The following is a 12,989-nucleotide window of genomic DNA, read 5'->3' as shown; positions in this document are numbered from 1 at the left end:
GGAGGACGTTATGCTAAATTGTTTCTCTTACAAGCGGCTGGTTATCAATAGGAAATGTTTTTAAACGCAGAGGGACGCAAAGGAAACGCAGAGTAACGCAGAGTTTTTTGTAATTTATTTTTTTACTTAGTGAATTTAGTAGCGATGCCTACGGCGGGCTGCGCCTACCTCACTTTGTACAAAGCACATAACACCTCTATCTAACCACGTTAAACTGTTCAGTAAACATCGATCACTAGACCCTCCGTATCGTTAAACATTGTTACCTGATAAAATTATGCAAATAACGCAACAGCGATACTATACCCCAGAGGAATATTTAGAGCTAGAAGAAGCTGCTGAGTATAAAAGCGAATACATTAACGGGCAAATAATTCCTATGGCACATGAGTCTGTTAATCACAATTTAACTGCTGGAAATATTGCAACTGCGTTAAATTTTGCTTTTAAAAAACTAGATTACGAAGTTTTTAGTTTTCAAGTCCGCTTGTGGATAGCCAATCAGAAAATCTACACTTATCCAGATGTAATGATTGTGGCGGGTAAACTAGAATATTTTAACAACCGTAGAGACACAATTTTGAATCCCCAAGTTATTGTTGAGGTTTTATCAAAATCTACTAAAGGGTACGATCGCGAAGATAAATTTCAGGCTTACCGAACTATTTCCACTTTCCAAGAATACCTATTAATTGACCAAACTCGGATTCATGTAGATCAATTTTCCAAAACTGGGAAAAAGCAATGGACGCTTCGTGAATATGATGAAGAAGATGAAGCGATCGCACTTGTAACCGTACCATTTGAGATTTCTCTACAAGATTTATACAACAAAGTTAAGTTTGAGCCTGTTGAGTCGGAAGGGGAAAGTGCTGATGTTGAGGAATTGGGGTAAGGTGCGATGCCCTATATCTTAAAAATATTTAAGCCACTTTTAACGATTTTTGAGGAAAAGTAATTGGCGATGGCAAAGGTTTTCCTTGCTCTTCATACCATTCAATCAGAGATTCAATTACCTCTTGCCCATGTTTAGCGGCTTCTTCATAACTCTTACCATGAGTGTGGAATTGCTGCCAAGGGAATTCGGGTAAGTGTACTAAGTAGCAATTATCCTCATCTGACCATTGAATTACCATACTATAGCGATCGCTCATTATTCTTCCTCTATTAAGTTAACCAAACTCTCTAACTATCGTTGCTATTGGCAGAAATAGTGAGAGTTCATTGTCTTGAAAAGGAATAAACTCATACTTGAGATAAAATTCCTTTGCTTGCAAATCAATAGCATCTACTCTCACGGCGTACATACCAATTTCTTGAGAAACACGAACAGCCCGATAGAGAGCATCAGCTAACAATTCACCTCCTAAACCTTGTCCTTTAACCGAGTTATTTACAGCTAATTTCCCAATCAGCATTGCTGGAATCGGATAGGTTGGCATTCCACTCTGATAAGATTCTGCTAATGATTCATACTCAATAACGCTAGCACTGACAGTATAATAGCCATCAATCTTCAAGCTTCCTGATGCCGGAATTGCTACAAATGCTTTAGCAATTCCTTTATTATGATTTTGTCGTGCATATTTCTTAAGATAATTATTCAAAATTGCATAACCACAATCAAAAGAATCTCTTTGATGCTTTTTATCAATTGGTACAAAACTCCATCTTGCCGAGCTATCACTTGTCATACTTCTGTCTATATTTGTGAATAGTAGATTTAAGTTTTCCCTTCAGTTCTGGCGGATTTTCCATTACTGACATAAACAAATCTCTATCAAGATTAGACAGCACCAGCCTTTCATTCGCATCTATATCTTCCTTGGCGACTGGCAAAACATGAAAAAGTGTATAAGCACTCAAAGAAATTCCTTTGAGACTCGCAGCCCGTTCTAATAGTTCTTTTTGCTCTTGGGTAACTCGTAAATCGATGCGGCAATCTTTTGCAGATGATGTTTCTGACATGGCTAATTCTCATCTTTCGCTGAGTTTCTATTTAGAGCATAACTAATATTAGTGGACAATGTACACACAATGTTTGGAAACAGGATCATTTTTTCATTTAAAACACTAGTGTGGAGAAAGCGATCGCCTCACCATCCCCCACCAATTTCGATAAAATCACTATGGTGCTAGTTAATCCTCCCTAAATCTGATCAAAAGCGATCGCACTTACAAGATATTCCTGACAACTTGTAGAAATTCTCTTACTACAGGTGTCATATCTTCTTCCCGCCACACTATGGCCGTTTCTACTAATGGTGTTTTCTCCTCTAGAGTACGATAAACTACACCAGTCCTCTGAAGATTTTGCAATGAAGACGGTGCGATCGCAATCCCCATTCCGGCTGAAACCAATCCGATAATCGTCTGCATCTGAATCGCTTCTTGAGTCACTTTTGGACTGAAGTCTCCTTGCTGACAAAGACTTACGATTTGGTCGTAAAGTCCAGGCCCCAAGTGGCGAGGGAACATGATAAAGTTTTCATTTACTAGCGATCGCACTGAAATCTTTTCTTGTTCAGCTAAGGGATGAGTTTCTAACATAGCCACAATTAAAGCTTCTTGCTGAATGCATTCTTGATTGAGTGTATTGTCTTCTAAAGGTGGATGGGCAAAACCTACATGAATGCGACGATCCTGTAGCGCTTGCTCTTGCTGAGTTGTGGTTAATTCTTGCAATACCAACTCTACTTCTGGAAACTGTTCTCTAAATCGCCGCAAAATTACAGGAAGCAAATCATAAGTTGCTAAACTAGTAAACCCAATTTGCAGTAGTCCCTTTTCACCTCTTCCCGTTTTTTGGGTTAGCTCAATTGCTTTTTGGAGTTGAGCTAAAAGTTGATAAGCTTCTTGCAAAAAAACTTGTCCAGCTTCCGTTAGTTGCACCTGTCGCTTAGTTTTGCGATGAAACAGTTCTACCCCCAATTGCGCCTCTAATTGCTGAATTTGCTGGCTTAAGGGCGGTTGAGCGATGTGCAGTCGCTCGGCGGCTCTACTGAAGTGCAGTTCTTCAGCTACAGCAATAAAATAGCGCAGGTGTCGCAATTCCATTTTTTTGATATTTTATAAGTTTCAATTCTCTATAAATATATATTGGACATCTGAAAACTACCTACCTATGATACTCATACATATATTTTGTAGGGAGTCAGAGCTATGCAGGAAAAGTATACTCCAGGCTATTCAAGTAATGCGACGAATTTCATGGCAAAACGCAGCTTAGATACTCATGGTGCGTTTTTCAAGCCTTATTTACGTCCAGGGATGAAATTGTTAGATTGTGGTTGCGGTCCTGGGACGATTGCTTTAGGTTTAACAAGAGGCATTGCCCCTGGTACGCTTACAGTAATGAGTAATGCTTTGCGAGAATGGAGTCAGCATCCAGATGGATTTTTTGCTGCTGCTTGGTGTGAAGTTGTGGGATGGAAGGGTTAGGAGTGAAACGCAAAGGCGCGCAAAGTGAAGCGCAAAGGTTTTAGAGACGCTAACGCGAACAGCATAGCAACTCTTAGAGCAATACAGTTCAGTTAAGCAATTTTTTCCTTCTCTTTCTTTTCTCTGCGTCGCGCCAGTTGCTTCTCCCAAGGGGAGACGCTGCGCGAACAAGTCGGGGAACCCGCCCAACGCACTGGCTTCTCTGCGCCTCTGCGGTTCGTAATGCTATGTATAAATTATTTAAACTTGGCTTTAACTTTCAAGTTTGATTGAAAATTATGCCACCATACTCGATCTAACAAGACGTTCATTCAACCTAGAAAAGAATCTTAAAATTTCAGCGATTTACTACTATATCATTAACTGGCTAAGATTTGAAAAACAGTAATTATTGCTTCTTTAAGAATGAGCAAAAGTCCTTCAAAAAATATTATTCATAGCGCCGAATTATTATTTATCTTTCTTATCTTCAATGCCCCATGCCCTAATTGCACACTTCTATGGGATTAGAAGTATCCACACCAACCCAAACAAATACCTCTAGCAGGTTAAACTAGGTCTGGTAACAACTGCTCCACGTTCCTTATGAGGCTTTTATGGGAGCTAACCTCAAACAGATTGCCAACTATTTAGATAACCTTGGTTGGGACTACCGTTTTGATGATGAAGAAGACCAAATTATAACAGGTGTGGAGGCTGATAACGTAGAAGATTTCCTAATAGTTGTCCAACTGGATGAAGAAGGAAAATTTTTTCGGGTATTTGCCCCTCAAGTTCTGGGAGGAATCCAAGACCATCCTCACAAGGCAGCTATCCTCCAGACAATGCTTGCCATTTCCTGGGAAACCAAAATGTTACAATGGGAATATGACCCATCCGATGGTGAAATTCGTGCGATTATCGAGTTTCCTTTAGAAGACTCAATTCTCACAGAAAAACAATTTCACCGTTGTCTGAGTGGATTAATTCAGATTGTGGATGGCATAGCAATACCTCGCCTGACAGAAGTGATGGCAACAGGTCTCGATCCGGGGAATATAGAACTTGGGGAAAGACTATTACTCAGTATCCAAGAAGAAGCCCCAGGATTGTTAGATTTACTAGAAAAAGCAATGGAAGCGCGAAAAAAACGAGGAAGTTTTCCTAGTGAGTGAGACGGATCATCACTTAAATCGCTATACTCCAAAGTGATACCCTCACTATATACTGAAATTTTCTGGGGCTGGATATTATGACATCCTATGCAACCTCCTCTGCCAAAGCGGAAATGAGCGAACTCCGGCGGTTGAAAGCCTTACTACCACCAGAACTACAAAGCTGGGTCACGGTTGAAGGCACAACTGAGGTCAATCCACCCCTGGTTCGCTGCGAAGAAATTGGTAAAGACCAGGTAGAAATTCAAATTGATTTGGTGAAATGGGATGCCCTCGCAATGGATCAGCGTAATCTGCTGTTCTGGCATGAGGTTGCTCGCGTTCAAAATGACACAATTCCTAAAGATGGTTGGGAAATGGCGGCACTAGCCATCGGTTTAGGTGGTGCTGTCGGGGAATTGTGGGTACAAGATGGATTGCTGCTGGTGTTAGCTTTGTCGCTTTGTGGTGTGTCAGGCTGGCGACTGTACCAAAAAAATAATGGGGAAAAGCAACTAAGAGAATTGCTCAATGCTGATGAGAAAGCGATCGCTTTAGCAACTCGTTTTGGTTATAGCCTCCCCAATGCCTACAAGAGTCTCGGTAGCGCCTTGAAAACCCTGATTGATAATACTCCTAGTAAGCGCCAACGGTCGAGATACGAAGCAAGACTCTCTGCCCTCAAACGCAGTGCTAATAAGGCAAAAGCTAAATCCAAAACTCCCGATGAGGGCGCACTATAGAAATCATAAATTAGGTTGGGTGGGTATTTGCTCACCCCCCCAAACACCTAAATTTACTATTTCATAAAATCTTACTTTTTTCTTGACTACATCTTTATCAAACTCAAATTTTACAACTGGTTCAGCATTTTATGCGTCTGGGGGATCACGCGCACGTGCTTGACAAACCCCTTCATCAAAGCTTGCCACGCCAAAACGCGATCGCTCGAAGGCGCAAGTACAGGTATTGGAGAAAATTGTTCTGATACTGCCAAAGGCGTAACAGGTTGTAAAAATACTGGGATATCTGGACTAACCTCTGCCACTAACGAAGCTGAACGTTCCAACTCGCCGGGATCTGTGTTTTGAGACACAATTATCTTGACAAAAACATTTAAATATGAGTCATAACATAACTGGAGAAATTTACTATGTTCTTGCCAATGACTTTCGCCGCTAACACTGGGCAATTTGAAATCCATACCTACAGAGTCTAAGTAGGGGAGAATCATTGCTAGTTGTTCTGGGCGATGTCCGCCAGTTTCTAAGTATATAGGTAGACCAGTTACGGCTCGCACTTGTGGTAGAAACTGGGTTAGAAATGAGGCATGAAGAAGTGGTTCGCCGCCAGTTAAGCTAATGCTATCGTGTAGACAAGGTAGATTTTGCTGTTCCACCCATTGGATTAATATGGGTAATGGAACGGGGTTAGAGTGGATTTCAAAGTCGCGCAATCCAGGCGATCGCTCTATCCGACAAGTTGTAGGTGCATTCCAAGTGTTGGCACTATCACAAAAGTGACAGCGCAAATCACACAAAGCAAAACGAATAAATATCTGACGTGTCCCTACATTCAGTCCTTCCCCTTGAATGGCAGAAAAGACCTCAATCAGGCGTGCGGTAGGTGTAACCGTATTTTTAGCAATCATAAGATGAGAGAAAGGCGATCGCGCTGCGTCGGCACAACAGCAAGGATGTTTTTTGGCTTCTTGTTCTATTGTGAATCGTCGCTAGCGATCTCCAATCTCAGCCCCGGTAAATAGCAATTAGTCCTAATTACCACTAATTCCGATATTAGGTTAAGTAATTTTGTAGGACAAAGTAATGTTTGGCAGATTACATTATACATGGCAACGAAAGTGCAGAGCTTCATGACTAGCCAACCGACAGAAGTCGATTTTCCAGTTAATTCCCTAAACGACATGGCTATAGTGCAGGTGCCGACGCGGTTGAGCGTGCTGGAGGCTTTAGGCTTTAAGCAAACCTGCCAAGGCTTAATCGGGCCCAATTCACATCCCAAGCAAATCATTATTGATTTTCACCAAACTACTTTTATGGATAGTAGTGGTTTAGGTGCCCTGGTAAGTAATTTTAAATTCGCTCAAACTAAGGGGATTACATTAACACTGCGGAATGTAACACCTCAAGTTATGGCAGTCCTAAAACTCACAGGGTTAGATCAGGTTTTTCCTTTAGAGCTTGTGGGGGATGAGTCGTTAATAAAACAAGATGATGTAGTAGAGAATCGGAAGACTACTTCCCGTAAAGTAGAGCAATTACCCACTACTCACCCTTCTGTGGCATCTTGGATGAAACGGTTCTTAGATATTGTCGGGTCAGTGATTGGTTTATTAATTACAGGAGTTTTGTTTATTCCGATTGCGATCGCTATTCAAATTAACGATCCCGGTCCCATTTTCTTTAGTCAAATTCGTTGTGGTTGGATGGGGAAACAGTTTAAGATTTGGAAATTCCGCTCTATGTGTGTGGATGCGGAAGCGAGGAAATCCCAAGTCAAAAACCAAGTGCAAGGTGCTTTTTTCAAGAATGAGAATGATCCCAGAATTACTAAGGTAGGGCGCTTTTTAAGGCGAACTAGTCTTGATGAATTACCCCAATTTTGGAACGTCCTCAAAGGAGAAATGAGTTTGGTAGGCACTCGACCACCTACACCCGATGAAGTGGAACGCTATGAAGTACCAGAGTGGCAACGTTTGGATGTAAAACCTGGTATGACTGGCGAATGGCAAGTAAATGGACGTTCTACAGTCCGTAGTTTTGAAGATGTAATTCGTCTGGATTTGCAGTATCAAAAAAATTGGAGTTTGGTGTACGATTTAAAGCTAATTTTCAAAACTATAGCTATTCTATTTAATAGAAACAGTGGTGCTGTTTAGCTAATTATCCTTATTCACAATTTTTTGAGAACTCGCAATTCTCACGATATTCTTAAATACACCCAAGTCTATTTTAGGCTTGGGTAAATTTTAGGTTTACTTACAGTAGCACGCAAGTGTCAGCCAATTTTGGATTTGAGATTTTAAACTGATTCCACGGATCAAGCCTCTTTATTAAAACAAAGATGTTTATGTATTTTTTATCCACTATTAAAATCAGGGTTTAAAAGCAATTTTGGATTTTGAATTGTTCAATCCAAAATCCAAAATTCAGCGATCCTGTGTATGAGATTATCCCATTACCTTCTGAACACTAACTATTTCAACCTGCTGCACCTCTGGCAACAAACGCTTCACGCCTTGCTTAACAAATCCCTGCAAAAAACCAATCTGCTGATTTTGCTGAAATACCTTTTGTAAGGTTTGCCGCAAATTCTCCAAATTCAAACCAGTCCCAGAATCTATCGCTATTTCCTGCTGTTGGAAATACTCAACTAGACTTAACCCTGCGACTCTAGTCAGATAAGCTGCACTTACTCCCTGCACTACGCCACCAGCAACAAAGGTAATGGCATTACTTTTCAGAACAGTACTAATCGCCTTTGTCGAAAGTTCAACTAAACCCAATTTCAGCATTAAACTTCCCATTGTTCCAGCTACGGTTTGTGCCTGTTCTAGGGAAAATTTTTGCTGATAGATATTACCCAAATCCATTACCATTTGAGCATTAATTGCCGCAGTTGCCAAAATATCAAGGGCTGGGACTGGGTTAGCAAAGGCAGCAGCAGCAGCTATCCATTGATATTGTTCAATAATTGGCGTGGCGCGATCGCGTCTAGTTCCATTCAACCAGTTTTTCGCCTCAGCTTTCAACAACCCGGCTTTCCTCATGGTTGTTACCCAAACTAGCCGTTGTCTTTGCTGTGCCAAAACTTCACCCAACTGCTGAGTTAACTGCTGGATATCTGCTGCTGGTTGCTCCATCCACTCTTGCAGAGAACCATCAGCCTCATGCTTTCGGACTTTGATGGCAATGGGAGAGGCGGAGGTTGCAACTACATTTCCCTGGATTCGCTGTTTTAGTGACAGCAAGATACTGGCGCTTTCATCAGTTAAATACTGGTCTTTTTTGTTGAAAACCAGCATATTCGGCTGATTTGCTGCCTTTAGCTGCTGTAAGGTTTGAAATTCTGAGTCTGTCAAATCTCCGTTTGTCAGGAACAGAACAAAATCAGATTTTGCTACTTCTGCCAAAATAGCCGCATCTGAATTTTCACCCACTTCTCTAAATAAAGGTGCTGTCTCTTCTAAAGACACAAAATTTTGTGTCTCGACATTTTGCTTTAGCACTTGAATTAAAGTGCTTTTACCCACGGATTTACCGCCAGTCACAGCCACTTTAATTTCTTGTCTGTCTAATTCCCACAATAGTTGGTTAACTTGTTCTCGCAGTGTTTGTAACGCCGGATGGTTTTCTGATTCTTGTGCCAGTTGGTTAATTACAGTTTCAGTTTTAGCGATCGCACTTTCCACAGTCGCCTGATCCACCACCATACCATCTAGCTGCTTTAAACTGTCTTTGGGGCGCTTTTGCTGGAATAACCACAAACCACCGCCTACAGCTAAGGCACTCAACAAACCAAACTCACCCACCTGCACTATAGAATCGTGCCAACTGTCCAACATCCATAGAGAAAAGGAAAGTCCCAATCCTCCCACTAAAATTGGTCGCTGCAACTTCACAACCATGATTCTCCGCGCCTTTTAGATGGCTATTTCTTCCAGAATAGATTAAAATCCTGCTTCTGGGAATTTAACAGGCGATCGAACACAACTTTCTTTACCTACAGATGCCTGTAAAATTAACTCTCAACCATCACCATAATAAGTAGATCAAGCTAATTCAATATAAAATGCTACAACTCTACGCAAATCTTTACTAAGCTAACATTAGACTTATCCCAAGAGACTCCATCAGATGCGCTACAAGGATCAATAAAAATTTCTTTTCCCTACTCCCCACTCTCTATTTTGAAGCTAGTCTAAGATTTACAGGAGAAATAAATATGAATACAAAACTGGTTGAATGTATAGCGCAGTCTATTTTCTGATAGCATGATAACCGTGTCATCGTGCTAGTTATGATAGTATCGTTTAAGGACAAAGCAACTGAAGACATTTTTGATGGTAATGACTCAAAGAAAGCCCGAAAACAGTGTCCTATAAATTGTTGGGAAGTTGCACAGAGAAAATTAGATCAACTCAATGCAGCGTTCTCTTTGGATGATATGAAAGTTCCTCCAGGTAATAGGTTAGAAGCTTTAAAAGGCGAACGCAAGGGTCAGCATAGCATTCGGATTAATGATCAATACCGGATTTGCTTTACATGGACACCCGAAGGAGCATCAGAAGTTGAAATAGTAGACTACCATTAGGATTTAGTAAGAGATGATAGTTCCAAAGCATAGACCCCCCTCACATCCCGGCGAAATATTACTCAAAGATTTTTTAGAGTCAATGGGAATATCACAACGAGAACTTGCAGATGCAATTTACGTTCCTTATCAGCGAATTAATGAGATTGTAAATCAAAAGCGGGGTATCACGCCTAGTACAGCAGTACGGTTAGCAAAATTTTTTGGGAATAGTTCAGAGTTTTGGTTAAACCTCCAACAGAACTGGGAACTCTACCATGTTCTAAAGGAAGAAGAATCGGAATTAAAAACTATTGCACAATTTAAAAGTTCTGAAGCAAAAGTTTGAGGTAGGGTAGTGTCAGGATTCGATCAAGGAGCTGACAATCAATCAGCATAAAGCAAAACCCTGTAATCTTTTAGGAAAACAGGGTTTTGCTTTATCTTTCATTTGGTGGCGGGAAGTGGATTTGAACCACTGACCTTCGGGTTATGCTTACCAACTACAACTTTCGTTGCCCAGATTTACTGGTTTGTGGTCTGGACTGTCCCTTCACCCTCGTCATTATCGTTAGGGTGTCTGCCTTCCAGTCTCTACACCTTCTCCATTTCTGGAGCTTGGTTCGGGATTACCGCGCTATTGGCTTCCCCGAGTTTGACAGATAAACGCACATAAGTTTCTTTATGTACCGCCCATAGCAAGATTAACTAATAAGCGTCTAGTTAACTTTGCCCGTTGAGCCCGACGAGCTACCAGGCTGCTCTATCCCGCGTCGCTCTTGACTTTTATAGCATAACCTATAGTCAAGAGTTTGGCAACTACAAAAATGATAATTCTCCAATTACTTCTAAACGCTTGTATTTTCCCAAGGTGACAAACTTTTCTGAGAGGCTTTCGGCGGCGCTGGGACTAATCCACCCCATTTGCTGGAGTAAGTGAATAGCAACGGCATATTTTGCCCGTTTTGCCCCATCCATAACTTTGATTGCCAATCCCAAGCCTTCACCGAGTCTACCAATGCACTGCACTCCTTCTGCACCGGTTTTGCTGACTAGTTCTCCTGGAGTTAAACGCATCAGTTCCGTATCAAATTCTCCATCTCCTGCTACCATTGCGGGGTGATGAGTCATAGCACGGACAATGCGCTCCATATCCAAGTTGGTACTAGAGGCTAACAGTGCATATAAAGATGCCATGTGACCGAGTTGCATCAGATAAGTTGGTGCGCCACAGTCGTCATGAGCGCTGATAAATTCTGCTGCTGGCATTCGCAGCAACTCTGCTACTTTGCCCAAAATCAATTGCTGTATTGGGTGCTTGCGATCCAAGTAGTTATTCAAAGGCCAATGGCGTTGCTGACAAACGGCTAACATTCCCGCATGTTTTCCAGAGCAATTGTATTCCAGAGGACTCCGTTTGCCTTCAGGAATTGGACACTGGAGTATAGTCGGATCGAGATCAGCCCGCCAAAGGATGTTAAATACCTGTCGGACTTGATCTACTCTTCCTTTATGGGAACTTGTGATAATTGCTAAGTCGCGATCGCTGAGTTGATAGCGTTCTAGTGTACCTGTGGTAGTTACTGCGAGTGCCTGAAATGGTTTGAGGGCTGAACGGATAAATGCAGCAGTTTCAGAATTTCCGGCAACGGTTAGAACCCGTCCTCGCTCGTCGCAGACAACAGCTTGGACTATATGCCTGGATTCAATAATACCTTCCCGCAGCAACCGGACTTCCAGTGCTGCGGCTTGAGTTCGTTTTCCCATTGTCATGGGTTTATATTTATCACCTTTTTTAATTAATTAGTCATTGGTCATTGGTCATTAGTCCTTAGCTAATGACTAATGACCAATGACCAATAACTTTTTAAAACAAATGCCAAACTATAGTACCAGTAACGTACATTCCCGCCAAGCCAGCGAAGGTAAATTGTAACCGCCGCAGAATGGGTTTAATTTCGTATGCAACAATTAAGCGATCGCGGTTGAGAACTTCCTCTGGTTTAGTCCAAGTTTGGCCGTCGTACCAGCCGGATTCTTCATAAAATACTGTGGGACTGCAAAGGCGATCGCACACGTAGAACCAGCCTAAGTACAACCTTACCAGTATCAGTACTAACCCGACACTGGCTCCGGCTGCACCACAGAGAAGAAAATGTGCAATATACTTGTGAGGGGGAAAACTTGCCGCCGCTATCGGCCCTGCGAAAAGCCAAGATAAACCCCAAATCCAAACAAGTTTTGTGATATACTCGCGCCAATCTAAAGTAGTATCACGAAACAGCCAGGAAGTTTTTAACTCTTCGTATTCATTGAGTGGTTGTTGGTCTGTAGGAACTGGGCAATTAGAAACCGAAGACCTGATCATGTTGGCTTATCCTCACCTTCATCAGATTCTGGAAGGGAAATACGCTCTGCATGAATCCAGAACGCCTCTAAATTATAAAACTCCCGTTCCTTGGGCATCATGATGTGAACGATTACATCACCATAGTCTTGTAGTACCCAACTTCCCTCGACTTTTCCTTCTGTCCTTAAGGGACGGCGTTGCAACTCAGTTTCGACTTTTCCTTCAATTGCTTGAGCGATCGCCCTGACCTGTGCTTTAGAATAGCCAGTCATCATCACAAAGTAATCAGCCAGGTAAGATACCTCTGCTACTTTGAGCAATAATATCTCACCGGCTTTGCGGTCTGATGCCGCAACAGCGATCGTTGCAGCTAATTTTTCGCTCGCCTCTTCGGTTTGGCCGTGGCTTATTACCGCACTCTTCGTCAGTGGGACAGATTGCAATGGGAAATTTCCTTGGAAATAATCAGTCATTAAACCTCAGGTGCTTTCTTCCTTTTGAAACAATTGTTGACATTTACTTACAAACAACAAACAATTGATCTGACAAATGTGTCAATAGGTTTTTTTGAATACTAACAAAAAAACAGGTGTCTATGGGATTAGTTTGATAATTGGCTGTTTAGATTTCGATATCCGCAACAGCTGAAAAGCTGATGGTTATGTGCTGCGAGAAATCAACCAATAGCTTTCCAGCAAGAATTGACAGCGAAAATAATCACAGATTCATCAAACAGCATAATATCTAATGCA

At 41.7% G+C, this 12,989-nt stretch carries 16 protein-coding genes; 7 read left to right on the top strand and 9 right to left on the bottom strand.

The annotated features are described in order from the left end of the window. Nucleotides 1-277: 277 nt before the first annotated feature. On the top strand, nucleotides 278-895 hold the full coding sequence (locus HWQ37_RS18825) for a Uma2 family endonuclease (protein ID WP_292749589.1): 618 nt from the start codon (nucleotides 278-280) through the stop codon (nucleotides 893-895). A 28-nt stretch (nucleotides 896-923) separates the two neighbouring features. On the opposite strand, the gene HWQ37_RS18820 is transcribed toward HWQ37_RS18825, so the two are convergent. The 4 genes from HWQ37_RS18820 to HWQ37_RS18805 all read right to left on the bottom strand — a co-directional run bounded on the left by HWQ37_RS18820 (nucleotide 924) and on the right by HWQ37_RS18805 (nucleotide 3,057). Then, on the bottom strand, nucleotides 924-1,154 hold the full coding sequence (locus tag HWQ37_RS18820; RefSeq protein WP_292749587.1) for a type II toxin-antitoxin system HicB family antitoxin: 231 nt from the start codon (nucleotides 1,152-1,154) through the stop codon (nucleotides 924-926). 18 nt (nucleotides 1,155-1,172) lie between these two features. Next, on the bottom strand, nucleotides 1,173-1,694 hold the full coding sequence (locus tag HWQ37_RS18815; RefSeq protein ID WP_292749585.1) for a GNAT family protein: 522 nt from the start codon (nucleotides 1,692-1,694) through the stop codon (nucleotides 1,173-1,175). Then, nucleotides 1,684-1,968 (bottom strand): type II toxin-antitoxin system TacA family antitoxin, encoded by a 285-nt coding sequence (locus HWQ37_RS18810; RefSeq protein WP_292749583.1) that lies wholly within the window; start codon nucleotides 1,966-1,968, stop codon nucleotides 1,684-1,686. The genes HWQ37_RS18815 and HWQ37_RS18810 overlap by 11 nt, the downstream gene beginning before the upstream one ends. A 207-nt stretch (nucleotides 1,969-2,175) precedes the next feature. Then, on the bottom strand, nucleotides 2,176-3,057 hold the full coding sequence (locus HWQ37_RS18805) for a LysR family transcriptional regulator (RefSeq protein ID WP_292749581.1): 882 nt from the start codon (nucleotides 3,055-3,057) through the stop codon (nucleotides 2,176-2,178). 105 nt (nucleotides 3,058-3,162) lie between these two features. On the opposite strand from HWQ37_RS18805, the gene HWQ37_RS18800 reads away from it, so the two are divergent. From HWQ37_RS18800 to HWQ37_RS18790, 3 genes are all read left to right on the top strand, one after another. Continuing rightward, on the top strand, nucleotides 3,163-3,441 hold the full coding sequence (locus HWQ37_RS18800; protein ID WP_292749579.1) for a methyltransferase domain-containing protein: 279 nt from the start codon (nucleotides 3,163-3,165) through the stop codon (nucleotides 3,439-3,441). A gap of 596 nt (nucleotides 3,442-4,037) precedes the next feature. After that, nucleotides 4,038-4,595: a hypothetical protein gene (locus HWQ37_RS18795; protein WP_292749577.1), complete on the top strand. Its 558-nt coding sequence runs from the start codon at nucleotides 4,038-4,040 to the stop codon at nucleotides 4,593-4,595. Nucleotides 4,596-4,672: 77 nt separating this feature from the next. Continuing rightward, nucleotides 4,673-5,317, top strand: coding sequence for a DUF3318 domain-containing protein (locus HWQ37_RS18790; RefSeq protein WP_292749575.1), 645 nt, complete (start codon nucleotides 4,673-4,675; stop codon nucleotides 5,315-5,317). Between the two features lie 110 nt (nucleotides 5,318-5,427). On the opposite strand, the gene HWQ37_RS18785 is transcribed toward HWQ37_RS18790, so the two are convergent. Beyond that, a complete protein-coding gene (locus HWQ37_RS18785) occupies nucleotides 5,428-6,225 on the bottom strand; it encodes a 7-carboxy-7-deazaguanine synthase QueE (protein WP_292749573.1) in 798 nt (265 codons plus the stop codon). A 198-nt stretch (nucleotides 6,226-6,423) separates the two neighbouring features. Here HWQ37_RS18785 and HWQ37_RS18780 point away from each other — a divergent pair, with 198 nt between their 5' ends. After that, on the top strand, nucleotides 6,424-7,473 hold the full coding sequence (locus HWQ37_RS18780; protein ID WP_292749571.1) for a sugar transferase: 1,050 nt from the start codon (nucleotides 6,424-6,426) through the stop codon (nucleotides 7,471-7,473). A gap of 291 nt (nucleotides 7,474-7,764) precedes the next feature. Here the strand turns inward: HWQ37_RS18780 and HWQ37_RS18775 are convergent, their stop codons facing one another. Beyond that, a complete protein-coding gene (locus HWQ37_RS18775) occupies nucleotides 7,765-9,222 on the bottom strand; it encodes a YcjF family protein (protein WP_292749569.1) in 1,458 nt (485 codons plus the stop codon). 392 nt (nucleotides 9,223-9,614) lie between these two features. Between HWQ37_RS18775 and HWQ37_RS18770 the strand changes: the two genes are divergently transcribed. Both HWQ37_RS18770 and HWQ37_RS18765 read left to right on the top strand, forming a co-directional pair. Next, nucleotides 9,615-9,908, top strand: a complete 294-nt coding sequence (locus tag HWQ37_RS18770) for a type II toxin-antitoxin system RelE/ParE family toxin (RefSeq protein ID WP_292749567.1) — start codon at nucleotides 9,615-9,617, stop codon at nucleotides 9,906-9,908. Between the two features lie 13 nt (nucleotides 9,909-9,921). After that, a complete protein-coding gene (locus tag HWQ37_RS18765) occupies nucleotides 9,922-10,236 on the top strand; it encodes a HigA family addiction module antitoxin (protein WP_292749565.1) in 315 nt (104 codons plus the stop codon). Between the two features lie 470 nt (nucleotides 10,237-10,706). On the opposite strand, the gene HWQ37_RS18760 is transcribed toward HWQ37_RS18765, so the two are convergent. From HWQ37_RS18760 to rsfS, 3 genes are all read right to left on the bottom strand, one after another. After that, nucleotides 10,707-11,660 (bottom strand): asparaginase, encoded by a 954-nt coding sequence (locus tag HWQ37_RS18760; RefSeq protein ID WP_292749563.1) that lies wholly within the window; start codon nucleotides 11,658-11,660, stop codon nucleotides 10,707-10,709. A 94-nt stretch (nucleotides 11,661-11,754) separates the two neighbouring features. Beyond that, nucleotides 11,755-12,255, bottom strand: coding sequence for a CGLD27 family protein (locus tag HWQ37_RS18755; protein ID WP_292749561.1), 501 nt, complete (start codon nucleotides 12,253-12,255; stop codon nucleotides 11,755-11,757). Continuing rightward, nucleotides 12,252-12,710 (bottom strand): ribosome silencing factor, encoded by a 459-nt coding sequence (gene rsfS / locus HWQ37_RS18750; RefSeq protein WP_292749558.1) that lies wholly within the window; start codon nucleotides 12,708-12,710, stop codon nucleotides 12,252-12,254. Before rsfS ends, HWQ37_RS18755 begins: the two co-directional genes overlap by 4 nt. Between the last annotated feature and the right edge of the window lie 279 nt (nucleotides 12,711-12,989).

Source organism: Nostoc sp. NMS4 (assembly GCF_017115095.1).
Taxonomy (GTDB): domain Bacteria; phylum Cyanobacteriota; class Cyanobacteriia; order Cyanobacteriales; family Nostocaceae; genus Nostoc.
Note: the sequence above shows the minus strand (reverse complement) of the source record. Positions and strands in the feature narration are given on the sequence as shown.